Source organism: Sphingomonas sp. BK345 (assembly GCF_014193845.1).
Lineage (GTDB): Bacteria > Pseudomonadota > Alphaproteobacteria > Sphingomonadales > Sphingomonadaceae > Sphingomonas.
In genome coordinates, this window is sequence record NZ_JACHZX010000003.1 from 557179 (window position 1) to 583437 (window position 26259).

The window sequence follows — 26259 nt, forward strand, 5'->3', positions numbered from 1 at the left end:
AGTGTCGTGGACATCGGCAACATCATCACGAGATCACAAAAGGATAGTCTATGCGCCCGCTGATGTTCGTCGCCGCTCTGTCGCTCGCCGCTCCCGCGCTGGGTCGGGTGGCGACGGCGGGCTATCTCGACGGCGCCGCCCGGCCCGACCTGGCCGTGATCCTGCCTGGGCCCCCCGCCGCCGGGTCACCGCGCGCGCTCGCCGACGCCGCGATCTTCCGCGAGAGCCGCGCCATGGCCGGCAGCGCGCGCTGGCGGATGGCGAGCGAGGACGTGTCGTCGGACCTGCCGCAGCGCTTCGCCGCGGCGATCGGCGGCCGGCTCGATCTCGCCGCGCTGCCCGCGACGCGCCGGCTGCTCGACCGGCTCGGGGCCGATCGGTCGGCGATGATCGGCGCGGCCAAGGCGCACTGGCAGTCGCCGCGCCCGTTCGTCGGCAGCGACGCGCCGATCTGCGAGTCGCGCCGGCCCGACCTCATCGCCAACGGCGACTATCCCTCGGGCCACACCGCGCATGGCTGGAGCTTCGCGCTGGTCATGGCGGAGCTGTTGCCCGACCGCGCGGGCGCGATCCTGGCGCGCGCGCGCGCCTATGGCGACAGCCGATGGATCTGCGGCTCGCACTCGACCAGCGCGGTGGAGGGCGGCTATCTAGCCGCCTCAGCGATCGTGGCGGCGGAACATGGCGCACCTGCCTTCCGCGCCGATCTGGAGGTGGCGCGCGCCGAGCTCGCGCGCTGGCGCGCCGGGCTCAGTAGCGCCAGGTGAGCCCGGCCTCGACGAGGCGCCCCTGCTGCGCGCGCACGACCACGATCGGCGACGTCGCGGCCTGGATCTCGCCGCCGATCGCATCGCCCTGCATCACCGCGATCGCGTCGAACAGGTTGGTGGTGCGAAGCCGCAGCGTCACCCCGCCGCCCAGCGCCCAGGTCGCGCCGAGATCGACGAGGGTGACGCCCGGCAGCGCCAGCCGATTGCCATCGTCCGCGAAGCGCCGCCCGGTCCGCGCGACATCGGCGTCGAGGTGGATCGGCGTCGCCGGCAACGCGACCGCGACGTTCGCCTGCGCCATCAGCCGCGGCACGCGGCGCGGTCGCCGTCCGCTCAGGTCGAGTAGCGCCGACCGGCCTGAGATGACGGTCGAGAGCCGGTAGTCGACCAGACGTGGGTCCTGCGCGGTGACGGTCGTGCGGAGCGTGACGTCGCGCGCGAGGTCGAGCTGACCGGCGAGCTCCACGCCCAGCGTCCGCGCCGCGGCGTCGTGACGCCCGATGCGGAGCCCGCCGGTCGCGGGGTCGATCGACAGGTCCTCCAGCGCGATCTGGCGGAAGCGGCTCGCGAACAAGGTCGCATCGAGCGCGACGCCGTGGGCGCCCGCGATCATGCCCAGCTCGCCCTGATCGACGTGGAGCGTCCGTGTCTCGGCGTCAGCGGCGAGGCGAAAGGCACCCGGGTCCGGCAGGCGGATCGCGCGCGTGCCGCGCGCGAACAGGCTGACCCGCTCCTCTGCCTGCCAATGCAGCGCCGCGGTCGTCGCCAGCCCGCCGCGGCGCAGGCGGTGCGGTTCGCGCCGGCCCGAGGGCAGCACCAGCGCATCGTCCGCGAGCGTCGCGGCGTAGCCCGCGTCCGCGGTGAGCGGCTGCTCGCTGCACCCCGCCAGGCGGGCCCGCTCGCGCCGGACGCCCCAGTCGATCCGCCAGCGCGGCGCCAACGCCCATTCGTCGGCGAGGTAGAGCGCCCCCATCCGCTGATCGGCCGCGACCTGCTCGAACGTGGTGCCGCAACTGAGGAAGCCCTGGTCGGTCAGCGCGCCCGTCTGGCGCCCGGCGCGGTCGAGCGCGACGATGTCGAGCAGCCCGCCGCGGCCCCGCGCCTCGACCAGCGCGCGCGCCACCGCGCGGCGAAACGTCCAGTGATAGCGCGTCGCATAGACGCCAAACGTAAGGTCGTGCCGTCCGGCGAGCACCAGCGGGGCGTCATAGACCGCCTCGGCGATCGTCTCGCGCAGGCGCGTGTCCGCTGCGACCGGGTTGAGCGTCTCCACCCACGTGGCAGGCGGGACGGCGCTGCCGCCGTCGCTCCGACGCGCCGCGGCGTCGGCGGTGCCGGCGAAAGCGTGGGCGAGCCGCGGCAGCGCGGCGGTGGCCGCGGCGCGCGCGGTCACCGGCGGTCCCGACGAGGACAAAGCGTAGCGCTCGGTCACCGAGCGCCGGTGGCGCGCGCGCAGCGTCAGCGTACCGGCGGCGAGCGGCAGCGTCAGGATCGACGTCGCCGCGGCCAGCCGGTTGCGATCGTTGCGCGCCAGCGGCCGCGCGCCCAGCGCGGCGAAGCGCACCGTCGCGAGCGCCGGGCCGAACCAGCTGTCGCGGCGCGGATCGAACCCCGGCAGCGGGGCGAGCCGCCCGTCGCGCCGTGCCACCATCGGGAAAGAAGAGATGTTCAGCGTGTCATCGTCGAGCCAGCGCACCCCCAGCATCCAGTGCCCGCGCCCGCCGAGCTCGCGGTCCGCGCGCACCCGCGCCTGCCAGCCGCCCAGCGTGGCGGCGATGCGGCGGACGCTCGGGTCGCGCACCGCCATGCCGCTGGCGAGCACGCGCCACCCGCCGACCGGACCACCCGCATAAGCGTCGATCCGGGCGCGGCCGCGATCGTCCGTGCTGGTGCGCAGCGCCGCGGCGGCGCGGTCGCCGGCGCCGCGTGTGCGCAGGTTGAGGATACCGCCGGGCGCGTTGCTGGCGAAGATCGCAGCCGGTCCGCCGCGCACATAATCCACGCCGTCGAGCGAGAGGTTGGGGCGGACGAACTGGTCGACGTCGGTCCAGGGCAGGCTGTCGTGCTGCACCGGCAGACCGTCCTCCTGCACCGCGATCGCCTGATAGCCGTCGAGCGGGATGCCGCGGACGCGGATCGTGTTGGCGGCGGTCCCGGCGGACCGGTCCGCCCAGACACCCGGCAGCGTCGCGAGCACGTCGGCGAGCGCGCCGGGGTCGCGCCGCGCCAGCTCGGCGGCGTCGACGTGCGAGGCGGAGTAGCTGCGCTCGAGCGCGGTGCCCGCGGTCCCGGTGCCGCGACCCGTGACGATGATGTCGGCGGGGTGGGGAGCAGGCGCAGCGGGGCCGATCGCCGGCCTCACGGCGGCGGCGCGCGGCGACGTGGCGCGGACGACGATGCCGTTCGCGACCAGCCGGCACGAGAGATGCGCCGGTGCGCACCACAGGGCGAGCGCGCGGGAGAGCCGCATCCTGCCGCGTACCCCGCCGGCGCGCGCCTGTCGGAGCTCGCTGGCTCGGCCGACCAGCGCGCGGTCGGCCTGTCGCGCGAGCTGGTCGAGCCCAGCGCCCACGCTGATCCCGCGCAGGTCGACGGCGATCGTCGGGTCGTCTGCCGCCATGGCGACGGGGGCGGGAGCAACGGCGATCACGGTCGTCGTCCCGCCGTAGCGGCTCCCGTCCGCCCTAGCGTGCCCACTCCATCGGTCCCTGCGGCGACGGAGGAGAATACCGTCACGCTTCGCTTAGGCCGGGATTGTTGCGCCGCGATGGCACCGGCCTACCGTGAGGTGCGCGCCGACGCCACGAGCGAGCAATGCGATGTCTTCACACACGATGCGGAGGGAACAAGCGATGCGCCGCCTCGGGCGATCATGCGTTCGACCGCGTCGCGCGCGGCGCTGAACGGCTCCGATCACGGCGGCAGCCGCCACGCTCACCCGGTTCAGACCGTCGAACTATTTTCGGGAAGAGGAATGGTGCCCAAGGGCGGGATCGAACCACCGACACTACGATTTTCAGTCGTATGCTCTACCAACTGAGCTACTTGGGCGCACCGCTCGCCGAGCGGTGAGGCGCGGTCCCTAGGCGGTGTCGCGCGGCTTGTCCAGCCCCTCCTGCATCTCGTCGTCGATCGCGGGCCCGGGCAGGCGATAGCCCTCACCGAGCCAGCGCAGCAGGTCGCGGTCCTTGCAGCCGCGGCCGCAGAAGGGGGCATGGTCGGGGTGCGCCGGGGCGGCACAGATCGGGCAGCGCTGGGTCATCACTCGAAGATAAGCAGTCGCCCGGTGCGGCGCAGCAGCGCGTCCTGCCAGTCGGGGCTGGCCAGCACGCGCGCCCGCACCGGCTCGGGCAGGCGGTGGCGCGGTGAGGCGCTCGGCGGCTCGCGCTCGATCCGGCGCAGCGCCGCGCGCGCCTCCGCGCCGACGGGATCCTCGCGCAGCCGCTCGGGCAGCGAGACGCGCGGGCGCGGTCGCACCACCTGGAGGAAGCCGAAGCCGTTGACCGCGGTGCGCTCGAACGGCGGCGGCAGTGCGGCGTCGAGCGCGGCGGCGACCGCCTGGCGCGCCGCCTTGCCGGTGACGCTGGGAAAGTCGATCCCGATCGAGCCGCCGATGCCGTGGCGCCGTATCGCCAGCGCCACCGCCGTGGCGGCGCGCAGCGCGAGCGCGTCGGGCGCGTCGTCGCCGTCGACGTCGAACAGCGTCATCGCCGGGGTGGGCGACATCCGCAGCGCGCCGCCGGTGAAGGCGATCTCGCCCGTGCGCGCCTCCTCCAACACCTCCGACCAGCCCGCCGCCTCGAGCACGTCGGCCTCGTGCGCGCGCGGCTCGATCACCGGGAGGCCGGTCGCGGCGATCCGCTCGCGGAGGCTCGCGCCCGCGACCGGCGCCGCGTCGGTGACGCGACCGCGCGCGCGCTTGGCGCGGCCGGGTTCGGGGATCGCCTCGCGCGTCACTTCCACCGTCAGCCGCGCGCCGAGCGTCACGCCCGGCGGCGCGCGGTCGAGCAGCAGCTCGCGCCCGTCCTCCAGCGCCGCGACTTGGCGCTCGCGCAGCCGCGCCGGCGCGACGGTGCCGACGCGCAGGCCGTCGGGCAGTTCGATCCGCGCCGCGAGGATGCGTTCGCCCTCGACCAGCGCGGCGCGCGCCTCGCCGATCCCCTCCTCGTACAGCCACTCAGCCAAAGGCGACGCCCGCGGTGGCGAGCAGCGCGCGCGTCTCGAACAGCGGCAGGCCGATCACCCCCGAGTGGCTGCCGGCGAGGAAGCGCACGAATGCCTCGGCGCGGCCCTGGATGGCGTAGCCGCCCGCCTTGCCGAGCCCCTCGCCGCACGCGACATAGGCGTCGATCTCCGCCTCGCTCAGCGGCTTGAACGCGACGACCGTGTCCGCCAGCCGGGTGCGCGCGCGGCCGTCGGGCGCGATCACGCACACCGCCGACAGCGCGTGGTGGCGCCGTCCCGCGAGCAGCCGCAGCAAGGTGCGCTGCACCTCCGGGTCGGTGGCGGGGGGGAGGATACGGCGGCCGAGCGCGATCGTGGTGTCGCCCGCGAGCACCGCCTCGCCCGCCTCGCGCGTCACCGCGCGCGCTTTCTCCTCGGCGAGGCGCAGCGCATAGGCGCGCGGCAGCTCGCGCGGGCGTGGCGTCTCGTCGATGTCGGGCGACTCGGTCCGCGCTGGCGCCACGCCGAGCCGCGCGAGCAGGTCGCGGCGGCGCGGCGAGGAGGAGGCGAGCACCAGCGGCGCGGCGCCGTCGGGCGGCGTCACGCTCTCACCGTCGACGTCATGGGAGAGCTCGTCCGGCGCGTGGCTCAGGACGGGCCGGGGCCGCCGCGGCCGGGCATGAAGCGGTAGGTGATACGGCCCTTGGTGAGGTCGTACGGGGTCAGCTCGACCAGCACCTCGTCGCCGACGAGGACGCGGATGCGGTTCTTGCGCATCTTGCCCGCGGTGTGGCCGAGGATCTCGTGGTCGTTCTCGAGCCGGACGCGGAACATCGCGTTGGGCAGCAGCTCCACCACCTGCCCGCGCATCTCGAGGAGTTCTTCTTTCGCCAAACGGTGTCTCTTTCGCGCTGAGTGCGCGCGCCCTTAGCCGAGACGGCGGAGAAAGGAAAGGCGAGCGCGTGGATCGCGCGGCGACCCGTGAGGCGCGGCGCGCTCCGTATATGGACAGTGCGGGGCGGTTCGGCAAGCCGGCGCGTGCGGCCGTCTATAGTGGAGCATGGGGGCTACCACTTTCACGCTGCGTCACGAGGACCTGCTGGCGGCGACGCGCGCGGGCGCGGCGGGGCGCGGCTGGTGGCGCCGCGTCACCCTGATCGCGCTGCCCTGGGCGGGGCTTGCGGTCGCGCTCGGCACGGGCGATCTCGGCGGGGGCGAGCGGAATGTGGCGGAGGTCGCGCTGGTGCTCGCCGCGCTGGGCTGGAGCGCGGCGATGCTGCTGGTGGCGCCGCTCGTGGCACGAGGTCGGCTGGTCCGACGCGTCCGCCGCCGCTTCGCCTGCCAGCCCCACACCGCGCTGCTCACCACGCTGGCATGGCGTGAGAGCGGGCTGGTGCTGGCCTCGCCGCGCGGCACGCTGCGGCTCGGCTGGGACGAGGTGGCGGCGGTGGAGCAGGGCGCGCTGCTGCTGTTCCGCCGGCGCAACGGCGGGGTGCCGCCGTTCGTGCCGCTCGCGCTGCTGACGCCGGCGCAGCGCGCCGAGCTGCTCGCGCTGGGTGAGGCCGCGCGGCGGTGAGATCAGGCGGGCAGCGGCGCGTCCGAGAGCAGCCAGGTCTCGGCCTCGGCCGGCGTCGCGAAGAAGGCCGCGCCCCGGATCTCGGCGGCGCGGCGGATCTGCCCGCGCGCGAGCGACAGGCCGACGACGAAGGCGAGTCGCCGCGACGCGGTGGCGGGGTCGCCGACCACGCGCTGGAAGGCGTCCACGCTGTCCTGCGCCTGAATGTCGATCGCGCGGATGTCGACGAGCGTGACGTGCTGGTTGGGCGCGCAGCGCAGCTCACGCTGTGCCGCTGCCAACTCTCGCGCGAACGCGGCGATGTCGGGTGCGGTGAAGAAGCCGGCGATGGTGATGCGTTAGAGGTCGCGGGCGGGGTCGATCGCGAAGGAGTAAGCGGGCGGCATCCCGAGCCGCTAGCACGCGCCGCCCGGCTTGATGGCACTAAGTGACTGATCGACATCTGTTCAGCCGCGCCGGCCGGATGGCTTCACAGCAGCGAGCCCTGGTCGCCGCGATCCTCGCGCACGGCCTGGCGGAAGGCGGCGTTGGGGTCGATATGCGGCAGGTCGGGGCGCTTGCCCGCCATCAGCTCGGCGAGCGTCAGGATCTGCAACCGCGCGTAGCTGCGCCCGGTCGCGCTGCTCGCGAAGCGGCCCACGGCGGCGGCCTCGCGGATCATCGGCTCGGTCGGCGCGGCGCGGGTGACGAACACGCCCGCGATCGCGCGATCGCGCACCATCGCCGAGTGGAGCTCGCGCACCATCGCGACACCGACCTGCTCGCCGCTCTTCACCGACACCAACGCGCGCTCGACCGTGCGCCCGTCGGGGCGGCAGTAGAGCAGCCCGTCGACCCCGCCGTCCGCGCCCTTGCGGCGCCCGCCGTGCGGCATCGCGCCGATCAGGAAGACGACCCACCATTGGAACTGGTAGCGGTCGCGTCGCGCCAGATCCTCGGCCGAGGCGAGGTCGCGCGGCGTGCCCTCGACGGTGAAGCGGGCGTCAGGAAAGGCGGCGTGCAGCCGTTTCTCGATCAGCGCGATGGCGAGATGGGTCACGTCGATCCCGATCCAGCGCCGCGCCAGCTTCTGGGCGGCATGCACCGCGGTGCCGCAGCCGCAGAACGGGTCGAGCACGAGGTCGCCCGGCCGCGACGAGGCGGCGATGATCCGCTCGAGCAGCGCGACCGGCTTCTGCGTCGGATATCCCAGCTTCTCGACCGAGAAGGACTTGATGTTGGGCGAGTAGAGCGCGGGATCGTCCCACACGTCGTCGATCGGCTTGCCGAGCGGGTTGGCGCCCCCGCCGCGGCGCTCGTACCCGGCGGCGTGCGCGACATATTGCTTGTTGAAGGTCCAGTCGGCGGCGGGATCGCGGACGTAGTAGAAGATTGTGTCGTGGTTGCGCACCCAGTTGGCGGTGCGCGTCTTGAAGCCGCTCACCCAGCCGGAGCGCCACACGATCTCGCGGCGGAAGGCGCGGGGCGCGAACACGCCGTCGAGCAGCAGCTTGAGGTAATGGCCCGCGGTCGGGTCGCAGTGGAGATAGAGGCTGCCGCTGGGCTTGAGCACGCGGCGCAGCTCGATCAGCCGGATCGTCATCATCGCGAGGTAGGCGAGCATGTCGTTCTCGCCGAGGAAGCGGCGCAGCGAGTCGAGCAGCTGGAACGCGTCCGCATGGCCGCTGCGCGCGACCTGGTCGAAGGCGTCGGCGGCGGCGTCGTTCCAGTGCCAGCTGTCGTGGAAGGCCTCGACCTGCGCCGCGGTGCCCGCGCCGTCGGGCGCGCGGAAGAGGATGTTGTAGCTGGCGTTCGAGTTGAACGGGGGATCGAGGTAGATCAGGTCGACGCTGGCGTCGGCGATCTCGCGCCGGAGCACGTCGAGATTGTCGCCGTAGTAGAGGTGGTTCGTCGGTCGGTTCGTACCCATGCGCGCGAGAGCAGCGTGGTTGGTACGAGGGCGTCACGGGCTGGTTGGTCCAGAACGGACGGTCGCGGCACGGCGCGAGGGTAGCAAGGTCCGATGTGGATCGATCTGAGGTTAGCGAGGGAAAATCCTCCCCGCACGGCGGGGAGGATCGAGGACTCGCCTGCCTCAGCCGCCACCGCCCGCCAGCGCGGCGAGCAGCAGCAGGGCGACGATGTTGGTGATCTTGATCATCGGGTTCACCGCCGGCCCCGCGGTGTCCTTGTACGGGTCGCCGACCGTGTCGCCGGTCACCGCGGCCTTGTGCGCCTCGGAGCCCTTGCCGCCGTGGTTGCCGTCCTCGATGAACTTCTTGGCATTGTCCCAGGCGCCGCCGCCCGAGGTCATTGACAGGGCCACGAACAGCCCCGAGACGATCACGCCGAGCAGCATCGCGCCCAGCGCCGCGAAACCGCTCGCCTGCCCGTCCACCGCGGTGACGATGTAGTAGAGTGCGATCGGCGACAGCACCGGCAGCAGCGAGGGCACGATCATCTCGCGGATGGCGGCGCGGGTGACGAGGTCGACGGTGCGGCCGTAGTTGGGCCGGCTGGTCCCCTGCATGATGCCGGGATTGTCGCGGAACTGCTGGCGCACCTCCTCGACCACCGCGCCCGCGGCGCGCCCCACCGCGGTCATGCCGAACGCGCCGAACAGATAGGGCAGCAGCGCGCCGAGCAGCAGCCCGACGATCACGTACGGGTTGCTGAGCGAGAAGTTGACCGACAGGTCGGGAAAGTAGGTCTGGAGGTCGGTGGTATAGGCGCCGAACAGCACCAGCGCGGCGAGGCCGGCCGAGCCGATCGCATAGCCCTTGGTCACCGCCTTGGTGGTGTTGCCGACCGCGTCGAGCGCGTCGGTGCGCTCGCGCACCTCGTCCTCCAGCCCCGCCATCTCGGCGATGCCGCCGGCATTGTCGGTCACAGGGCCGTAGGCGTCGAGCGCCACCACCATGCCCGCCTGCGCCAGCATCGCGGTCGCAGCGAAGGCGATCCCGATGATCCCGGCGAGCTTGTAGGCGGCGACCACCGCGACCACGATCACGAGCGTCGGCAGCGCGGTCGCCTCGAGGCTGATCGCGAGGCCCTGGATCACGTTGGTGCCGTGGCCGGTCTCGCTCGCCTTGGCGATCGACTTGACCGGGCGATAGTTGGTGCCGGTGTAATATTCGGTGATCCACACGATCAGCCCGGTCACCGCCAGCCCGATCAGCATCGAGAAGAACAGGTCATAGCCGGTGAAGGCGCTCGCCGCGGGAACGCCCGCGACGCCGCTCGCCGCCTGCGAGGTGGCGCCCGCGTCGGGCACCGCGCCGCTGCCGGCGTCGAGGAAGCCGGCGCCGCCGATCACGCGGTGCAGGTCGCCGAGCGTCCACTGCGTCACCGCCCAGATCGCGGGGATCGACAGCAGCGCCGAGGTCCAGAAGCCCTTGTACAGCGCGCCCATGATCGAGCCGCCGCCGAGCCGCACCATATAGGTGCCGACGATCGAGGTGATGATGCACACGCCGCCGACCGCGAGCGGCAGGCTCATCAGCCGCATCAGCTCGGCCGCGTCGGCCTGGATCAGCAGCGCGATCGACACCATCGTGACGCCGAGCGTAACGACATAGGTCTCGAACAGATCGGCCGCCATGCCGGCGCAGTCGCCGACGTTGTCGCCCACGTTGTCCGCGATCACCGCGGGGTTGCGCGGATCGTCCTCGGGGATGCCGGCCTCGACCTTGCCGACCAGGTCGGCGCCGACGTCGGCCGCCTTGGTGAAGATGCCCCCGCCCAGCCGCGCAAAGATCGAGATCAGCGAGGCGCCGAACGCCAGCGCGGTGAGCGCCTCGACGATCGCGCGGTCGTTGGGCAGCAGCCCCGCCGGGCCGGTGAGATACCAGAAGAACAAGGCGATCGAGAGCAGCCCCAGCCCGGCGACGAGCATCCCCGTCACCGCGCCCGAGCGGAACGCCATCGTCAGCCCGCGCTGGAGCGTGTGGCGCGCCGCCTCGGCGGTGCGGACGTTGGCGCGCACCGAGATCGTCATGCCGACGAACCCGGCCAGGCCCGAGAGCAGGGCGCCAATGACGAAGCCGACCGTGGACAGCAGCCCGAGCGTGACCGCGAGCACGACCGCGACGATCGCGCCGACCACGGCGATGGTGGTGTACTGGCGCCCGAGATAGGCCTTGGCCCCCTCCTGGATCGCGCTGGCGATATCCTGCATCCGCTCATTGCCCGGCGACGCGGCGAGCACCTGGCGGCTGGTGACGAAGCCATAGAGTACGGCGATGACGCCGCAGACGATGGCAAGGTAGACGATCGTCATGCCTCACATCCCTCCTGTTGCGCGCCCGGTCTGTCGCCGGGAGGTGTCGCGCGGGAGGCGGAGGCTAACATGCGGGAACGTCAGCGCAACCCGTGCTCATACCCGAGCCGGCGAGGGATCGGCAGCGGCTCGCCGGCGCGGGTCAGCCGCAGCCCCGCGCCGGGATCGAAGCGCCCGACGCGGGTCGCCGGCACCGGCGGGACGAATCCCGGCGCGGCGGCGAACAGCAGTTCGTAATCGTCGCCGGCGGTCGCCGCGGCGAGCGCGTCGGTGACCCCCGCCGCCAGCGGCACGTCGGCGAGCTCGACCGTCACTGCCACCCCGCTCGCCGCCGCCATCCGCGCCGCGTCGATCAGCAGCCCGTCGGAGACGTCCATCATCGCGGCGACCAGCGGTGCGAGCGCGCGCCCCTCGGCCAGCCGCGGCACCGGGCGGCGGTAGCGCGCCAGCAGCGCCGCGTCGCTGTGGCCCGCGCGCGCGATCGCCAGCCCCGCGCCGGCGTCGCCGATCGTGCCGGTGACCCACAGCGAGTCGCCCGCGCGCGCGCCCGACCGCGCCGGGGCGGCGGCGTCGCGCCCGATCGCGGTGAGCGTCAGCACGCGCGACGCGCCCGCGGGCAGCGCCACCGTGTCGCCGCCGAGCAGCGCGCCGCCGAGTGCGCGCAGGGCGGCCTCGAGCCCGTCCATGAAGGCGGCGTCCCAGTCGGCGTCGCGCAGCGGGTAGTTGAGCAGCACGCCCTCGACCAGCGCGCCCTTGGCGGCGAGGTCGGAGTAATTGGTCGCGAGCAGCTTCCAGGCGACGTCGGCGGCGGGATCGTCGGGGAGGAAGTGGACGCCCTCGACCAGCGTGTCGGTGGTGAGCGTGTAGCCGCCCAGCGACGCGGTATCGTCGGTGAGGCCGCGGGCGCCGGGGTGGAGCGGCAGGCGGCGCAGGCGCGCGAGAAGATCGGCCTCGGTCATGCGCGCGGGATAGCCGTGGCGGGGCGGGTTGTCGTGTGTGGCGAACCGCTCGTTAACGCCCGCGCCCGTATGTCGATCGCTCGATAGGAGCTGACGATGTCGGGCGTACCGGCCGAACATGATGACCTGCGCCGGCGAATGGCGCGTTTCCTCCCGCTGATGGACTCGACCGGCCATGCCAGCGGCGTGCTGCTGCGCGAGCGGCTCGAGTTCTCGCGCCTCTTCCAGACGCACAGCCAGGAGGAGCAGCGCGCCGTCGCGGCGCGCGCCGCCGCCGAGCCGGGCTTCGCCCCCACCGCGGCGGCTCATCGCGACCAGCTCGACCGCCTGCGTACCGACTATAGCGCGCATATCGCGCACTGGCCGCCCGCCGCGATCCGCGACGATGCCGCCGGCTATCGCGCCGCGGTGGTGGGCTTGCAGCGCCGCTTCCACGAGCTGCTCGCCTGGGAGGAGCGCCACCTGCTGTGACCCGCGCGCGATCCCGCATGATAGGAGCGGGAGGCGCGGAATGACGCAGCGGCGGGCGGCACTGGAGGCGGCGGAGCGGCGCGCGCTCGACCTGCTCGCGGCGATCGAGGCGCGCAGTCTGATCGCGCCCGGGCGCAGCGAGCGCGCGGTCGAGCGCGACATCTACGCGCTGGCCGAGCGCGACTTCGGCGTCGAGAGACACTGGCACAAGCGGATCGTGCGCGCCGGCGCCAACACGCTGGCGATCGCGGCGGACAACCCGCCGGTCCGCGAGATCGCCGCCGACGACCTCGTCTTCCTCGATCTCGGCCCGGTGTTCGGCACCTGGGAGGCCGATGTCGGCGCGAGCTACGCTTTGGGCCACGACCCGGTGAAGCACGCACTGTGCCGCGACCTGGAGGCGCAGTTCGCTCTGGTCTGTGCGCGCTTCCGCGACGCGCCCGACATCACGGGCGCGGCGCTCTACGCCTTCGCGTGCGAGTCGGCCGCGGCGGCGGGGTGGCGCTTCGGCGAGCGGATCGCGGGGCATATCGTCGCGGAGTTCCCGCACGCGCGGCTGCCCGGCGCCAAGCAGGTCCACCAGATCAGCGCGGAGAACCCGAAGCGGCTGCGCGACCCGGACGCGAACGGCCAAGAGCGTCACTGGATCTGCGAGATCCACCTGGTCGAGCCCGAGGGGCGGTTCGCCGGCTTCTACGAGCGGCTGATCCCGCTGGGGTGAGGGGGGCGGAAGGGGCTCGCGACCGCTCCTCCCATAGCCGTCATCCCGGACCCTTCGACAAGCTCAGGAGAGCCTTGGTCCGGGATCCACCGGCCCGCACATCCAGCGGTGGCGGCGCCTGCGGCACCGTGGATCCTGAAACGAGTCCAGAATGACGGCAGGAATGAGGAAGAGGACAGGGCAAGTACGACGCCCCCCAGCCCATCACGCCTCGCTCGTCGCGCTCCCGTCGTCGGGCAACTGCTCCCGTGCTGCTCCGTCGAGCACCGCCTCTTGCCGCGCGCGCTCCTGCCGCTCGGCCTGTTTCTCCGCCTTGGTGCGGCCGTAGGCGGCGCGGTTGGCCGCCGCCTGAGCGGCGTCCGCGGCCCGTCGCTTCGCCTTGCGCGCGCGGCTCAGCGAGACCAGCGCGCCCATCTCAGCCGCGCACGTCCTTGGCGATATTGTCGAGCAGCCCGTTGACGAACCCTGCCTCGCGCTTCTGATAGAAAGCGTGCGCGACGTCGACGTAGGAGCTGATTGCCGCGCCCACCGGCACGTCCTCGCGCGCGAGCAGCTCGTAGCAGCCGGCGCGCAGGATCGCCTTCATCGGCTTGTCGAGCCGCTCCAGCGTCCAGCCGGTGCTCAGCTTGGCCTCGATCAGCCGGTCGATCTCGCCCTGGCGCGCGTTCGTGCCGGTGACGAGGTCGTCGAAGAAGTCGACGTCGGCCTCCGCGTACTGCGCCTCCTCGATCTCGGCGCCGAGTCGGTGGTGGTGGAACTCGTGGAGCAGGGCGGGCAACGCGGTGCCCTCCATCTCGCGCTGGTACAAGGCCTGGACGGCGGCGAGGCGGGCGGCGGCGCGGGCCTTGGTGCGGGCAGCGGTGCGGGACATAAGCGGCGCCCTGTACGCCGGTGCGCGCGCCGCGTCACCCCTCCCGCGCCGTTGATCTCGATCAGGCTGTTCGCGTGCTGATCTGGCGCAACGTCCCCGGCTCCCCGTCGTTCGTGCAGCATCCCTTCGCACATAGTCAGAGGAGCATCACCATGGGCCTGTTCACCAAGGACATCGCGACGCTGCACGACCTGTTCCTGCACACGCTGCAGGACATCTATTACGCCGAGCACCAGATCACCAAGGCGCTGCCCAAGATGATCGAGAAGGCGACCGCGCCCGAGCTCAAGCAGGGCTTCGAGACCCACCTGCGCGAGACCGAGGGCCAGATCGCGCGGCTGGAGCAGGCGTTCGACGCGCTGGGCGAGAAGGCCAAGGCGGTGACTTGCCCCGCCATCGACGGCATCATCAAGGAAGCCAACGAGGTCGCCGGCGACATCGCCGACAAGTCGGTGCTCGACGCCGCGCTGATCGCCTCGGCGCAGGCGGTCGAGCATTATGAGATCACGCGCTACGGCACGCTGATCGCCTGGGCCAAGCAGATGGGCCACGACCAGGTCGTCACCCTGCTCCAGGCGACGCTCGACGAGGAGAAGTCGACCGACGAGAAGCTGACCTCGCTGGCCGAGAGCAAGGCCAATGCGAAGGCGGACCTCGCGACGGCGTGAGGCGGAGGGGCCGCTCGGAGAGGGGCGGCTCGGGAGGCTTGAGGTGGCAGGGCGTCCGGTCGGAGAGCGGCCCGCCGCCCTGCCTTCTTGTTACCCGGCGAACGCCGGGGCCCAGGTGGGGGACGCTGTTGAGCCAGGTGACGGGAGTCACGCTCACGTCTCCGCGTGAGCCGACGTTGGCATGTGACCACCGTCGCACGTCACCGCCACGGCCGTCCCAACTGGGCCCCGGCCTTCGCCGGGGCACAAGCGGTGGGTGTCGGGTGCGATAGCGCACGCCGCGGTATCCGCGACGTCACCCCCTTCATCCCGCCCGCGTCGCCCGCTAGGGCGAGCCGCGTGACCCCGACGCTGCCGATCCACACCGTCCTCCCAGCGCTGCTCGCCGCGCTGCGCGACGTCGGCGCCGCGGTGCTGGTCGCACCGCCCGGCGCGGGCAAGACCACCGCGGTCGCCCCCGCGCTGCTCGCCGAGCCCTGGTGCGGCGGCGAGATCATCGTCACCTCGCCGCGCCGCCTCGCCGCGCGCGCCGCGGCCGAGCGGATGGCGCAGCTCGCCGGCGAGCCGGTCGGCCAGACCTTCGGCTATGCCACGCGGCTCGACACCCAGCGTTCCGCGGCGACTCGCGTCACCGTCGTGACCGAGGGGATCCTCACCGCGCGGCTCCAGGGCGACCCCGAGCTGACCGGCGTTGCCGCGCTGCTGTTCGACGAGGTGCACGAGCGCAGCCTCGACGGCGACTTCGGCCTCGCGCTCGCGCTCGACGCGCGCGCCGCGCTGCGCCCCGACCTGCGCGTCGTCGCGATGTCGGCGACGCTCGACGGCGGGCGCTTCTCCGAGTTGCTCGACGGCGCGCCGGTGGTCGAGAGCGAGGGGCGCAGCTTCCCGCTGGAGCTGCGCCACCTCGGCCGCGCCGCCGAGGCGCGGATCGAGGACTCGATGGCGGCCGCGATCCGCCAGGCGCTGCGCGAGGAGCATGGCGGGGTGCTCGCCTTCCTCCCCGGTGTCGCCGAGATCGAGCGCACCGCCGAGCGGGTCGGCGACCTGCCCGGGGTGCGGCTCCACCGCCTCCACGGCAGCCTCGACCCCGCCGCGCAGCGTGCCGCGATCCGCGCCGAGCCCGATGGCGCGCGCAAGCTCGTACTCGCCACCAGCATCGCCGAGACCAGCCTGACGCTCGACGGCATTCGCGTGGTGGTCGACAGCGGCGTGGCGCGGCGCCCGCGCTACGACCGCGCCGCCGGGATGACGCGGCTGGTCACCGAGCGCGCCAGCCAGGCCGCGGCGACGCAGCGCGCCGGCCGCGCCGCGCGGCAGGGGCCGGGCGTGGCCTATCGCCTGTGGGAGGCGGCGGCGACCGCGGGCATGCCGCGCTTCGACCCGCCCGAGATCCTTGAGGCTGACCTCTCCGCGCTCGTGCTCGCCTGTGCGCTGTGGGGAGTGAGTGACCCGCGCGAGCTGCGCTGGCTCGACGCGCCGCCCGAGGCCGCGGTAACGGAGGCGCGCGCGCGGCTCACCGCGCTGGGCGCGCTCGACGCGGACGCGCGGCCGACCGCGCACGGCCGCGCGATCGCGGCGCTGCCGATGCCGCCGCGGCTCGCGCACATGCTGCTCGCCGCCCCCGACCCGCGCCGCGCCGCCGAGGTGGCGGTGCTGCTCCAGGAGCGCGGGCTTGGCGGCGCGGACGCAGACCTCGAGCTGCGGTGGCGGCGCTGGCGCGGCGACCGCTCGCCCAAGGCGGAGAGCGCGCGCGGGCTAGCAAGGCGCTGGGCGGGGCTGGTGACGCGCGGGCAGGACGAGGGCGCGCCCGAATCGATCGGCGCCTGTGTCGCTCTCGGCTTCCCCGATCGCGTGGCGCGGCGGCGCGACGCGAGCGGCGAGCGCTGGGTGTCCGCCGGCGGGCGCGGGTTCAAGCTCGACCCGACGTCGCCGCTCGCCAGCGCGGAATGGCTCGCGGTGGCGGAGACGCAGGGCATGGCGGCGGGGGCACGCATCCTCGCCGCCGCGCCGATCGCGGCGGAGGAGGTGGAGGCGCTGTTCGCCGACCGGATCGAGACGCGCCGCACCGCCGACTTCGATCCCGCCACCGGCGCGGTGCAGCCGCTGCGCGAGCGCCGGCTGGGCGCGATCCGGCTGTCGAGCGGGCCGGACAGCACGGCCGACCCCGCGCTGATCGCCGCGGCGTTGGTCGAGGGCGCGCGGGCGCACGGCCTCGCGCTGCTGCCCTGGTCGCGCGCGGCCGAGGCGCTGCGCACGCGCGCGGCCTATGCGGGTGTATCGCTCGACGACGCCGCGCTGCTGGAGCGGCTCGACGACTGGCTGCCCGCGCTGGTCGAGGGCAAGCGCCGGCTCGATGCGATCGCGCCCGGCGCGCTGGTGGAGGCGCTGCGCACGCTGCTCGGCTGGGACTCGCTGAGTGCGATCGATCGCGTCGCACCGGCGGACTTCACCAGCCCGGCGGGCTCGACTCACGCGATCGACTATGGCGCGGAGGCGGGGCCGACGGTGGAGCTGCGCGTCCAGGCGCTGTTCGGGCTCGACCAGCATCCGGTGGTCGGGGCCGAGCGCGTGCCGCTGGTGCTGTCGCTGACCTCGCCCGCGGGCCGGCCGATCCAGACGACGCGTGACCTGCCCGGTTTCTGGCGCGGCAGCTGGCACGCGGTGGCCAAGGAGATGCGCGGCCGCTACCCGCGCCACCCCTGGCCCGACGATCCGGCCAACGCGGCGGCGACGCTGCGCACCAAGAACGCCGACGCGCGACGCGGGTGAGGCGGCCGACTCGCTCTTTGCGTCATCGGCCCAGTCCAGTCAAAGCTTTGGCGTCTCGCTGTGAACATTCACATCAGCGCGGTCGGCGGTGCTGAACACGATCACAGGCGAGCAACAATGCTGCCATGTTAGCGCTCACGCCTAAACCGGTTACATTCTCGCCTTGATCTCCCCGGTTGTTACTTCCATAGGCCCAAAAATCATAAGAATAGCCGTGGTCAAGCGGCAGTGTTTCACGGGAGAGGAACGGGTCATGCGAACATCGATCAAGCTTTGCCTGCTGTTGGGCAGCATCCTGAGCGGCGCGCCCGTGCTGGCGCAGACCGGCTCGGCACCCGAGAACCCGGCGACGGTGCCGCAGGAGCAGACGCCCCCCGCCGCCGCGGTCGGCCAGGATGCCCCGGTCGGCCAGGGTGGCGCGGCGGTCGCGCCCGACGCCGCTGCCGCGGGCGACGAGATCGTCGTCACCGGCATCCGCGCCAGCCTCAGCTCGTCGGCACAGACGAAGCGCGACGCCAACCAGATCGTCGACTCGATCAGCGCGGTCGACGTCGGCAAATTCCCCGATGCCAACATCGCCGAGTCGCTCCAGCGCATCACCGGCGTGGCGATCGATCGCTCGGGCGGCGAGGGCCAGTTCATCACCGTCCGCGGCCTCGGGCCCGAGTTCAACACCGTCCTCGTCAACGGTCGCGTCATGGCGACCGACAACGCGGGGCGCGAGTTCTCGTTCGACGTGCTGTCGTCGAACATGATCCAGCGCACCGACGTGTTCAAATCGCCCGTGCCCGAGCTGCAGGAAGGCGGCATCGGCGCGACGGTCAACATCGTCACCGCGCGTCCGCTGGAGGGCCGCAGCGGCTTCCGCGCCGCGGCGCAGATCGGCGGCATCTACGACCGCTCGCGCGAGAAGATCACCCCCGATCTCGCCGCCACGGTCTCCTACGCCAACCCGGACAAGACCTTCGGCGTGCTGCTCGCGGGCTCCTACACCAAGCGCAAGAGCCAGACCGATCAGATCGCGATCGACGGCTGGATCAACGGGCGCCCCGATATCGTCCAGACGATCGGCGGGGTGCCGACGCTGATCACCGGGTCGGACTCGCGCTATCCCGTCACCGGCAACGCCAACCTGCCGCAGAGCGTCTATTACCAGCGCGCGCAGGAAGAGCGGGAGCGGATCAACGTCTCGGGCGCGGTGCAGTTCAGGCCGGCGGACAATCTCGAGATCACCGTCGACGGCATCTACTCGCGCTTCAACATCTCGGGCGTGACGCGCCGCCTCGATAACTTCATGGCCGCGCCTTATTACCAGCCGACCTTCGACGACACCAACACCGCCACCGGCCTGACCATGCTGGGGCGCGACTTCATCGCCGCCAACCCGCAGTTCCTGGCCGCGAACCCGACGCTGACCAACAACGGCGTCAACGCCAAGGTCGATCACGTCTACAACACGACCAATCGCAAGTCGGACAGCTATCAGGTCGGTGCCAACGTAAAGTGGAACCCGACCGAGAACGTCGAGCTGCGCTTCGATGCCTCGAAGACGGGTGCCAACCGCAACTCGCCCAACGCCTATTACGTCTATGGCGCGCTGCTGCCCTACAGCTACCAGTTCTCGCTCGACGGCGGGAAGGGCATCCCGTCGATCTCCTACGACAACAGCATCATCAACAACCCCGACCTGATGCGGCTGCACTACATGGGGATCGACGCCAACCGCTCGCGCGACCGCGGCTCGGAATATCACTTTGACACCAAATGGACCGTCGACGGCTCGATCCTGCGCAACGTGACGCTCGGCGGGTCGTACACCGAGCGGCGCAAGATCAACCGCCAGTTCAACAACAGCGACTCGAACTGCACCTATTGCGGCTACCAGGTGCCGATCGCCTCGGGCCTGCTCCAGCCCTATGAGTGGGGCGACCTGCTCGGCGGCGGGCAGAACATCCCGCCCTCGCTGTTCCAGGTCGATCCGCAGGCCTTCCTCGCCTATCTCAACGATCCCGCCACGCTCAACATCCCCTCGAACGGGCGCACGCCCGAGCAGCAGGCGGCCTATGCGGCGCAGGTGCAGGCACTGGAGGGCGGTCCGTTCGGCGTGCGCGAGCAGCTGCGCGGCACCGTCAACGTGCAGGAGCGGCTGACCGCGGGCTATATCAGCATGCAGTTCGGCAACGATCGCTGGACCGGCAACGCCGGCGTGCGCGTGATCCGCACCCAGGTGCTCTCCTCGGGCTTCGACACGCCTGTCACCGGGATCGCCAACACGCCGGGCGACGACACGCTGCAATATACCTATGGGCCCGCCACCGCGATCGCGGTGCGCAGCAGCTACGTCAACGCTTTGCCCTCGGCCAACGTGAAGTACAACCTGACCGAGAAGCTGATCGCGCGCGCCGCTTTCTCGCAGACGATCACGCGACCGACGCTGACCGACCTGGGCGTCAACAACGATTACGGCGGGCGCATCGCGGTGCCGCTGTCGTCGGGCGGCAACCCCAACCTGCTGCCGTTCCGCTCGACCAACTATGACCTGTCGCTGGAATGGTATCTCTCGCGCGTGAGCTACATCAGCGTGGGCGGCTTCTATAAGGACCTGTCCGACTTCCTCGAGCTGCAGACGCTGCCGGTCGAGCGCTTCGGGCGGGTCTATCAGGACACGCGCACCCGCAACGGGCAGAGCGGCACGATCAAGGGCATCGAGGTCGGCGGGCAATATTCGTTCGACGCGCTAGGCGGCTTCGTCGGCGGCTTCGGCCTCACCGGCAACTACACCTATGTCGCCAGCAGCGCCGAGCGCGACCAGGTGCTGGCGGACTTCCAGTGCGGCTACAACGGCCTGTCGCCGCACTCGGCGAACGGCAGCGTGTTCTACGAGAAATACGGCATCTCGGCGCGCGTGTCGTACAACTGGCGCTCGGACTATCTGCGCAACTGTCGCGACAGCCAGTCGCGGCCGCGCAACCGCTCCTCGTACGGCCAGCTCGACTTCAACGTGTCCTACGACCTCACGCCGAATTTCCAGCTCTACGTGCAGGGCGTGAACGTGACCAACGAGTTCATCGACGAATGGTCGGCGATCAAGGAGCGCTACCTGCTCCAGCAGGAGACCGGCGCGCGCTACAACGTCGGCCTGCGCGTCAAGCTGTAAGGGGGTGAGGGCGCGTTGCGCTGAGGCGACGCGCGCTTGGCGCACGCTTCACCTTCCGTCATCCCGGACTTGTTCCGGGATCCACTCCTCCGCGAGAGCAACGGCTTGGAATACGCGGCACGGTGGATCCCGGACCAGGTCCGGGATGACGGAAGGGGTTCGCAGACGGGTCGTGCGACGCGAGCGGAAGGGGGGACGCTCGGGAGTCGATGCGCCACCCCCTCCCGCGCGACCCGCGGAGGTGCTAGCGGCGCGCGCATGACTCGCCGCCCCGCTCTCGTCGCGCTGCTGCTCGGCGTCGCCGCCGCCTGCGGCTTCGCCCCGCTCGAGCTGTGGTGGCTCGCGCTCGCCGCGTTCGCGGGCTGGCTGGCGCTGGTCCATGCCGCGCCGACGCTGCGCCAGGCGCTGTGGCGCGGCTATGCCTTCGGGGTCGGGCATTTCACGATCAACGACAATTGGTTCCAGCACGCTTTCACGTTTCAGGACAAGATGCCGCACGCGCTCGGCTATCTCGCCCCGTTCGCGCTCGCGCTGTACCTGGCGGTGTTCCCCGCCGCCGCGGCGGGGCTGGCGTGGCGGATGCGGCGCGGCACCGCACCCGATCTCGGCTGGGTGATGCTGGCGGGCGCGTGCTGGATCGCCACCGAGTGGGTGCGCTCCTGGCTGTTCACCGGCTATGCCTGGGACCCGCTCGCGGTGATGTGGGTGCCGGTCCAGCCGGTGGCGTGGCTGGCGAGCCTCGTCGGCACCTACGCGCTGTCGGGCCTCACCGTCGCGCTCGCGGGCCTGCTGCTGCTGGTGCCGCGTCGCGCGCTGCCGCTGGGCGGCGTCACGCTCGCCGGCGCGGCGCTGCTCGGCGCGCAGGCGCTGAGCTATCGCGCCCCGGCCGCCGCCGCCGCGCCGGGCGCGCCCCGCGTCGTGGTGGTGCAACCCAACGTGCCGCAGGACCAGCGCGGGGAGAGCGACCAGGCGATGATGCTGGCGCGGCTCACCCGTCTCTCGGGCCGCCCCGGCGCGGCGCCGCGGCTGGTGCTGTGGCCCGAGGGCGTGATCCGCGACTTCATCGAGGACGATTACCCGCTCTGGGTCTACGGCGACACCAGTCCCTACGCCACCCGCGCGCGCATGACCGCGGTGCTCGGCCCGCGCGACATGCTGATGACGGGCGGCACCGCGCTCCAGTTCGACTCGCGCGGCGAGGTCACCGGCGCGACCAACTCGGTGTTCGTGCTCGACCCCGCGCGGCGCATCCGTGCGCGCTACGACAAGGCGCATCTGGTGCCCTACGGCGAGTATCTGCCGATGCCCTGGCTGCTCAAGCCGCTCGGGCTGGCGCGGCTGGTGCCCGGCGACCTCGACTTCGCGCCCGGCCCCGGGCCGCGCACGCTGGCGGTGCCGGGCTTCGGCGCGATCGGGGTGCAGCTCTGCTACGAGATCATCTTCTCGGGGGAGGTGGTCGATCGCGCGCACCGCCCGCGGCTGCTCTTCAACCCCTCCAACGACGCCTGGTTCGGCACCTGGGGTCCACCGCAGCACCTCGCCCAGGCGCGGCTGCGCGCGATCGAGGAGGGGCTGCCGGTGGTGCGCGCCACGCCCAATGGCATCTCCGCGGTGATCGCCGCGGACGGCACCCTGCTCGGCACGGTGGCGCACCATCTCGGCGGGGCGGTGGACGTGGCGCTGCCGCCGGCGCATGCGGCTACCTTGTTCTCCCAATTGGGCAATGCAGCGGCGCTGCTGGTAGGGCTCGCGCTGGTGGCGGGCGCGGTTGCGTTGCGCGCGCGCCGGCGGTAAGCATATAAAGCTATCTTTATATCGTTATCTGCCGGAGCCTCCATGCGTCAGTCGTTCATCTTCACGTCGGAGTCGGTGTCGGAAGGGCACCCCGACAAGGTCGCGGACCAGATCTCGGACGCGATCGTCGACCTGTTCCTCGCCAAGGACCCCGAGGCGCGCGTCGCGTGCGAGACGATGACCACCACCAACAAGGTGGTGCTCGCGGGCGAGATCCGCGGTCGCGGCATCTACGAGAACGATCAATGGGCGCCGGGCGTGCTCGACGAGATCGAGGCTGCGGTCCGCGCCACGGTGAAGCGGATCGGCTATGAGCAGTCAGGCTTCCACTGGCAGACGTTCGATTTCTCGAACAACCTGCACGGCCAGTCGGCGCATATCGCGATGGGCGTCGACGAGAGCGGCAACAAGGACGAGGGCGCGGGCGACCAGGGCATCATGTTCGGCTACGCCACCGACGAGACCCCTGGCCTGATGCCCGCGACGCTCTATTACAGCCACAAGATCCTCGAGAAGATGGCGGCGGACCGCCACGCCGGGACCGCGCCCTTCCTTGAGCCCGACGCCAAGAGCCAGGTGACGCTGCAATATGAGAAGGGCGTGCCGGTGCGCGCCACCGCGCTGGTGGTGTCGACCCAGCATTCGGCCGAGCTGTCGAACGAGGCGGGCCAGGCAAAGCTGCGCGACTACGTCAAGGGCGTGTTCGCCGAGGTGCTACCCGAGGGCTGGCTGCCCGAGGAGAAGGCGATCTACGTCAACCCGACGGGTCTGTTCGAGATCGGCGGGCCCGACGGCGACGCCGGGCTGACCGGGCGCAAGATCATCGTCGACACCTATGGCGGCGCGGCGCCGCACGGCGGCGGCGCGTTCAGCGGCAAGGACCCCACCAAGGTCGACCGCTCGGCGGCCTATGTCGCGCGCTATCTCGCCAAGAACGTGGTCGCGGCCGGGCTCGCCAAGCGCTGCACGATCCAGCTGAGCTACGCGATCGGCGTGGCCGAGCCGCTCAGCGTCTACGTCGACCTGCACGGCACCGGCAATGTCGAGGAGAGCAAGCTCGAGGCGGCGCTGCCCAAGCTGGTGCGGCTGACCCCCAAGGGCATCCGCGAGCATCTCAAGCTCAACGCGCCGATCTACAGCAAGACTGCGGCCTACGGCCATTTCGGTCGCGATCCCGAAGGTGACCTGTTCACCTGGGAGAAGACCGACCTGGTCGAGCAGCTCAAGCAGGCGGTGGCCTGAGGAGCGGCGGCCCGGCCCGGCCTGTGTGAGGCCGCGCCGATGCGAGTGAGCCCCTCCCCTCTAGGGGAGGGGCCGGGCTGGGGCGGTTCCGCAAGGACTGCGCTCGCGGAAGTGCCCCGCCCCCAACCCCTGCCCTGACGAGGAGGGGGCCGTCATGCGGCTCTATCCCGCTCTCGATGAGCGATGCCGGGATCCCGACTCAGGGTCGGAGTGCCGGCACTGAGCTGTTGATGCCCCTCACATCTGCGGGCCAGCGCCCCTCAGATATCCTGCACCAGCCGCCCGTACAGCTCGGGCCGGCGGTCGCGGAAGAAACCGAAGGCCGCGCGGTGGCGACGCACGCGGTCGAGGTCGAGCGTCGCGGTGATCACGCCCTCCTCCTCGCGGTCGAGCTCGGCCAGGATGTCGCCGCGCTCGTCGGTGATGAAGCTGGTGCCGTAGAAGGTCTGGTCGTGTTCAACGCCGACGCGGTTGGCCGCGATCACCGGCACCACGTTCGAGACCGCATGCCCCACCATCGCACGCCGCCACAGCCGCGCGGTGTCGAGCGAGGTGTCGTGCGGCTCGCTGCCGATCGCGGTGGGGTAGAACAGCACCTCAGCGCCCATCAGCATCATCGCGCGCGCGGTCTCGGGGTACCATTGGTCCCAGCAGACGCCGACGCCGAGCCGGGTGCGGTGCCCCGCGCTGACCGGCCCGTCCCACACCTTGAAGCCGGTGTTGCCGGGGCGGAAGTAGAATTTCTCCTCGTAGCCGGGGCCGTCGGGGATGTGGCTCTTGCGGTACACGCCCTGAATCTCGCCGTCCGGGCCGATCATCGCCAGCGAGTTGTAATGGTGCGGTCCGTCCAGCTCGAAGAAGCTGGTGGGAATATGGACCTGCAGCGCCTCGGCGAGCGCCTGCATCGCCAGCACCGCCTTGTGCTCGCGGACGGGCGCGGCGTTGGCGAACAGCGACTCGTCCTCGACGCGGCAGAAATACTCGCCCTCGAACAATTCGGGCGGCAGGATCACCTGCGCGCCGCGCGCGTGCGCCTCGCGCACCGCCTCGGAGACCTTGGCGATGTTGGCGTCGATGTCGGCGGAGAAGGCCAGCTGCAGCGCGGCGACGGTGATCTCGGTCATGCGCGCGCACATAAGGTGCGCGCGGGCGGGAGGCTAGGGCGCAGGTGCGCGCCGCTTCGCTTCCTGCCCGACCGTCACGGCAGGATACTGCCTGTCCGGTACAGGCGATCCTCCAGCAGCGGGACGATCTCCTCCTCCTCGGTGGCGCGCGCCGGGTCGAGCGCGAGCAGCGTGGCGAGCGCGTGCCAGCCGTAGCGCGGCGTCACGGTCGCGCCGCCGGGGGCGCCGAGCCGGCGGATCACGCCGAGGCCCTGCTCCAGATCGACCGCGCCGCCGACCTCGACCGCGCTCTCGCCGCTCACCAGCACCGGCGCGCGCAGGTCGCCGCCGACGACCAGCACCGACTCCTCGCGCGCGGTGTAGATCCAGTCGCCGACGATCAGGTCGCCGGTGACGACCACGCGGCTGCCCCAGTCGTTGAGCAGGCTGCCGCAGCGCAGGCTGCCGAACACCACCAGCGCGGCATGGCCGTCGTTGCCGTCGACCTCCTGCGTCGAGACCTGGCCGGCGACGCTGAGATCGCCCTCGATCAGCGTCAGCAGCGTCAGCGGCGTGTAATCGCCCGCGATCGTGACGTCGCCGCGGTGGCGTCCGGCGCTGACGTCGTCGGGCTCGAGCACGGGCGAGACCAGCTCGATCTGCGAGAGCAGGTCGGCGAGCGCGGCGTCGGGCAGCGCCTCGACCAGCACCGCGATCTTGTTCTGCCACGTCTCCATCGGCATCCGCTGCCATGCCATCGCACGTCTCCTCGCTTGTCCAAGGGCTTATAGGAGGAGGACGCAGGTGGAGCGGCAGCGCGAGTTGGCGCCTGACCCGGATCGAACGGAGCGGCGAGGCCCTTGAGCCGCGTGCGACGCGCGGCTAGCCCCCGTCGATGGACCCGCTCGACCGCATCGCCGCCGCGCTGGAGCGGCTCGCGCCGCCGCCGCCGCCCGCCGCCGACCCGCTGGCGCACCCGGCCTATGTATGGCGCGGCGGCGTGCTGGTCGCGGCGCGCGCCTTCGCGCCGCTCGACCTGGCGCTGCTCCAGCGCGTCGACCAGCAGCGTGACGCGCTGGTGGCCAATCTCGGGCGGCTCGCCGCGGGCCATGCCGCGCAGGACGTGCTGCTGTGGGGCGCGCGCGGCACCGGCAAGTCGGCGCTGGTCAAGGCGAGCGTCGGCGCGGTGCAGGCGCACGGCGGCGCGCTCGCGCTGGTGGAGGTGGCGGCGGAGCAGCTCGCCACGCTGCCCGCACTGTTCGAGGTGCTGGCGCGGCAGCCGCGCGCCTACGCGCTGTTCGTGGACGATCTCGGCGTCGATGACGCCGCCGAGGCGCGCGCGCTGCGCTCGCTGCTGGAGGGTGGCGCCGAGGCGCGACCCGCCAACGCGCGGCTGATCGTCACCGCCAACCGCCGCCATCTCGTGGTACGCGAGCACGCCGCCGCCGAGCGCGCGATCAACCCGCGCGACGCCGACGACGACCAGCTCGCATTGGCCGACCGCTTCGGGCTCAGCCTCGGCTTCCACGCCGTCGACCAGGACCATTATCTCGCAATTGTGCGCGCTTATGCCGAGCGCCACGGCCTGACCTTCGACCCCGCCGAGGCGGTGCGCTGGGCCACCCAGCGCGGCAGCCGCTCGGGCCGGGTGGCGTGGCAATATGTCGTCGAGCTCGCGGGGCGCAGCGGCATCTCGTTGTGATCGCGAGATGAATTAGGTAAGTACCAGTGACGAA

General features: G+C 72.1%; 23 protein-coding genes and 1 tRNA gene. 10 read left to right on the forward strand and 14 right to left on the reverse strand.

The features are described from left to right. The first annotated feature begins 50 nt into the window (after nt 1-50). Nucleotides 51-767 (forward strand): phosphatase PAP2 family protein, encoded by a 717-nt coding sequence (locus FHY03_RS11945; protein WP_183930985.1) that lies wholly within the window; start codon nt 51-53, stop codon nt 765-767. Here FHY03_RS11945 and FHY03_RS11950 read toward each other — a convergent pair. The 6 genes from FHY03_RS11950 to infA form a co-directional block, all read right to left on the reverse strand. Next, a complete protein-coding gene (locus FHY03_RS11950) occupies nt 751-3420 on the reverse strand; it encodes a TonB-dependent receptor domain-containing protein (protein ID WP_183930987.1) in 2670 nt (889 codons plus the stop codon). The genes FHY03_RS11945 and FHY03_RS11950 overlap by 17 nt on opposite strands. Nucleotides 3421-3745: 325 nt before the next feature. Then, nucleotides 3746-3821 (reverse strand) — tRNA-Phe (locus FHY03_RS11955). Between the two features lie 31 nt (nt 3822-3852). Beyond that, nucleotides 3853-4032, reverse strand: coding sequence for a DNA gyrase inhibitor YacG (locus FHY03_RS11960; RefSeq protein ID WP_183930989.1), 180 nt, complete (start codon nt 4030-4032; stop codon nt 3853-3855). Next, nucleotides 4032-4955: a ribonuclease gene (locus FHY03_RS11965; protein WP_183930991.1), complete on the reverse strand. Its 924-nt coding sequence runs from the start codon at nt 4953-4955 to the stop codon at nt 4032-4034. Before FHY03_RS11965 ends, FHY03_RS11960 begins: the two co-directional genes overlap by 1 nt. Beyond that, the gene (locus FHY03_RS11970) at nt 4948-5538 is read right to left on the reverse strand and encodes a nucleoside triphosphate pyrophosphatase (RefSeq protein WP_183930993.1); all 591 of its coding nucleotides are present in this window, start codon (nt 5536-5538) and stop codon (nt 4948-4950) included. The genes FHY03_RS11965 and FHY03_RS11970 overlap by 8 nt, the downstream gene beginning before the upstream one ends. Before the next feature lie 44 nt (nt 5539-5582). Further along, complete coding sequence (infA, locus tag FHY03_RS11975; protein WP_022685627.1) at nt 5583-5828, reverse strand: translation initiation factor IF-1; 246 nt, start codon at nt 5826-5828, stop codon at nt 5583-5585. 166 nt (nt 5829-5994) lie between these two features. Here infA and FHY03_RS11980 point away from each other — a divergent pair, with 166 nt between their 5' ends. Further along, nucleotides 5995-6510: a hypothetical protein gene (locus FHY03_RS11980; protein WP_183930995.1), complete on the forward strand. Its 516-nt coding sequence runs from the start codon at nt 5995-5997 to the stop codon at nt 6508-6510. Nucleotides 6511-6512: 2 nt separating this feature from the next. Here the strand turns inward: FHY03_RS11980 and FHY03_RS11985 are convergent, their stop codons facing one another. The 4 genes from FHY03_RS11985 to thiL all read right to left on the reverse strand — a co-directional run bounded on the left by FHY03_RS11985 (nt 6513) and on the right by thiL (nt 11727). Further along, nucleotides 6513-6791, reverse strand: a complete 279-nt coding sequence (locus FHY03_RS11985) for a hypothetical protein (RefSeq protein ID WP_183930997.1) — start codon at nt 6789-6791, stop codon at nt 6513-6515. A 188-nt stretch (nt 6792-6979) separates the two neighbouring features. Continuing rightward, on the reverse strand, nt 6980-8419 hold the full coding sequence (locus FHY03_RS11990) for a DNA methyltransferase (RefSeq protein ID WP_183930999.1): 1440 nt from the start codon (nt 8417-8419) through the stop codon (nt 6980-6982). A gap of 165 nt (nt 8420-8584) precedes the next feature. Then, a complete protein-coding gene (locus tag FHY03_RS11995) occupies nt 8585-10768 on the reverse strand; it encodes a sodium-translocating pyrophosphatase (protein WP_183923959.1) in 2184 nt (727 codons plus the stop codon). Nucleotides 10769-10848: 80 nt separating this feature from the next. Further along, nucleotides 10849-11727, reverse strand: a complete 879-nt coding sequence (thiL, locus tag FHY03_RS12000) for a thiamine-phosphate kinase (RefSeq protein ID WP_183931001.1) — start codon at nt 11725-11727, stop codon at nt 10849-10851. Between the two features lie 96 nt (nt 11728-11823). Here thiL and FHY03_RS12005 point away from each other — a divergent pair, with 96 nt between their 5' ends. Further along, nucleotides 11824-12198 carry a hypothetical protein gene (locus tag FHY03_RS12005; protein ID WP_183931003.1) on the forward strand — a complete coding sequence of 125 codons (375 nt, stop codon included), beginning with the start codon at nt 11824-11826 and terminating at the stop codon, nt 12196-12198. 40 nt (nt 12199-12238) lie between these two features. Continuing rightward, complete coding sequence (locus FHY03_RS12010) at nt 12239-12919, forward strand: M24 family metallopeptidase (protein WP_183931005.1); 681 nt, start codon at nt 12239-12241, stop codon at nt 12917-12919. Between the two features lie 204 nt (nt 12920-13123). On the opposite strand, the gene FHY03_RS12015 is transcribed toward FHY03_RS12010, so the two are convergent. Beyond that, nucleotides 13124-13333, reverse strand: a complete 210-nt coding sequence (locus tag FHY03_RS12015) for a DUF4169 family protein (RefSeq protein ID WP_183923950.1) — start codon at nt 13331-13333, stop codon at nt 13124-13126. 1 nt (nt 13334) lies between these two features. Then, nucleotides 13335-13790, reverse strand: coding sequence for a transcription antitermination factor NusB (nusB, locus tag FHY03_RS12020; RefSeq protein WP_183923948.1), 456 nt, complete (start codon nt 13788-13790; stop codon nt 13335-13337). 152 nt (nt 13791-13942) lie between these two features. Between nusB and FHY03_RS12025 the strand changes: the two genes are divergently transcribed. From FHY03_RS12025 to metK, 5 genes are all read left to right on the forward strand, one after another. Continuing rightward, complete coding sequence (locus FHY03_RS12025) at nt 13943-14458, forward strand: ferritin-like domain-containing protein (protein ID WP_183923946.1); 516 nt, start codon at nt 13943-13945, stop codon at nt 14456-14458. Between the two features lie 339 nt (nt 14459-14797). Beyond that, entirely contained in the window at nt 14798-17227 is a 2430-nt protein-coding gene (gene hrpB, locus FHY03_RS12030) for an ATP-dependent helicase HrpB (protein WP_183931007.1), read from the forward strand. Nucleotides 17228-17480: 253 nt separating this feature from the next. After that, on the forward strand, nt 17481-20384 hold the full coding sequence (locus tag FHY03_RS12035) for a TonB-dependent receptor (RefSeq protein WP_183931009.1): 2904 nt from the start codon (nt 17481-17483) through the stop codon (nt 20382-20384). Between the two features lie 258 nt (nt 20385-20642). After that, nucleotides 20643-22178 carry an apolipoprotein N-acyltransferase gene (gene lnt, locus FHY03_RS12040; RefSeq protein ID WP_183931011.1) on the forward strand — a complete coding sequence of 512 codons (1536 nt, stop codon included), beginning with the start codon at nt 20643-20645 and terminating at the stop codon, nt 22176-22178. Nucleotides 22179-22220: 42 nt separating this feature from the next. After that, nucleotides 22221-23420, forward strand: a complete 1200-nt coding sequence (gene metK / locus FHY03_RS12045) for a methionine adenosyltransferase (RefSeq protein ID WP_183923938.1) — start codon at nt 22221-22223, stop codon at nt 23418-23420. 260 nt (nt 23421-23680) lie between these two features. On the opposite strand, the gene aguB is transcribed toward metK, so the two are convergent. Both aguB and FHY03_RS12055 read right to left on the reverse strand, forming a co-directional pair. Continuing rightward, nucleotides 23681-24544 carry an N-carbamoylputrescine amidase gene (gene aguB, locus FHY03_RS12050; protein ID WP_183923936.1) on the reverse strand — a complete coding sequence of 288 codons (864 nt, stop codon included), beginning with the start codon at nt 24542-24544 and terminating at the stop codon, nt 23681-23683. A 74-nt stretch (nt 24545-24618) separates the two neighbouring features. Further along, the gene (locus FHY03_RS12055; protein WP_183931013.1) at nt 24619-25281 is read right to left on the reverse strand and encodes a hypothetical protein; all 663 of its coding nucleotides are present in this window, start codon (nt 25279-25281) and stop codon (nt 24619-24621) included. A gap of 137 nt (nt 25282-25418) precedes the next feature. On the opposite strand from FHY03_RS12055, the gene FHY03_RS12060 reads away from it, so the two are divergent. Continuing rightward, on the forward strand, nt 25419-26225 hold the full coding sequence (locus FHY03_RS12060; protein WP_183931015.1) for a DUF815 domain-containing protein: 807 nt from the start codon (nt 25419-25421) through the stop codon (nt 26223-26225). Nucleotides 26226-26259: the final 34 nt, after the last annotated feature.

Bases quoted from the DNA above. Each gene is read 5' to 3' on its own strand.
- aguB (WP_183923936.1), bottom strand. From the start codon at position 24,544: ATGACCGAGATCACCGTCGCCGCGCTGCAGCTGGCCTTCTCCGCCGAC.
- FHY03_RS11990 (WP_183930999.1), bottom strand. From the start codon at position 8,419: ATGGGTACGAACCGACCGACGAACCACCTCTACTACGGCGACAATCTC.
- FHY03_RS12015 (WP_183923950.1), bottom strand. From the start codon at position 13,333: ATGGGCGCGCTGGTCTCGCTGAGCCGCGCGCGCAAGGCGAAGCGACGG.
- thiL (WP_183931001.1), bottom strand. From the start codon at position 11,727: ATGACCGAGGCCGATCTTCTCGCGCGCCTGCGCCGCCTGCCGCTCCAC.
- FHY03_RS12060 (WP_183931015.1), top strand. From the start codon at position 25,419: ATGGACCCGCTCGACCGCATCGCCGCCGCGCTGGAGCGGCTCGCGCCG.
- FHY03_RS12055 (WP_183931013.1), bottom strand. From the start codon at position 25,281: ATGGCATGGCAGCGGATGCCGATGGAGACGTGGCAGAACAAGATCGCG.
- FHY03_RS11980 (WP_183930995.1), top strand. From the start codon at position 5,995: ATGGGGGCTACCACTTTCACGCTGCGTCACGAGGACCTGCTGGCGGCG.
- FHY03_RS11945 (WP_183930985.1), top strand. From the start codon at position 51: ATGCGCCCGCTGATGTTCGTCGCCGCTCTGTCGCTCGCCGCTCCCGCG.
- lnt (WP_183931011.1), top strand. From the start codon at position 20,643: ATGACTCGCCGCCCCGCTCTCGTCGCGCTGCTGCTCGGCGTCGCCGCC.
- FHY03_RS12025 (WP_183923946.1), top strand. From the start codon at position 13,943: ATGGGCCTGTTCACCAAGGACATCGCGACGCTGCACGACCTGTTCCTG.
- FHY03_RS11995 (WP_183923959.1), bottom strand. From the start codon at position 10,768: ATGACGATCGTCTACCTTGCCATCGTCTGCGGCGTCATCGCCGTACTC.
- FHY03_RS12010 (WP_183931005.1), top strand. From the start codon at position 12,239: ATGACGCAGCGGCGGGCGGCACTGGAGGCGGCGGAGCGGCGCGCGCTC.
- FHY03_RS12035 (WP_183931009.1), top strand. From the start codon at position 17,481: ATGCGAACATCGATCAAGCTTTGCCTGCTGTTGGGCAGCATCCTGAGC.
- metK (WP_183923938.1), top strand. From the start codon at position 22,221: ATGCGTCAGTCGTTCATCTTCACGTCGGAGTCGGTGTCGGAAGGGCAC.
- FHY03_RS11960 (WP_183930989.1), bottom strand. From the start codon at position 4,032: ATGACCCAGCGCTGCCCGATCTGTGCCGCCCCGGCGCACCCCGACCAT.
- FHY03_RS12005 (WP_183931003.1), top strand. From the start codon at position 11,824: ATGTCGGGCGTACCGGCCGAACATGATGACCTGCGCCGGCGAATGGCG.
- nusB (WP_183923948.1), bottom strand. From the start codon at position 13,790: ATGTCCCGCACCGCTGCCCGCACCAAGGCCCGCGCCGCCGCCCGCCTC.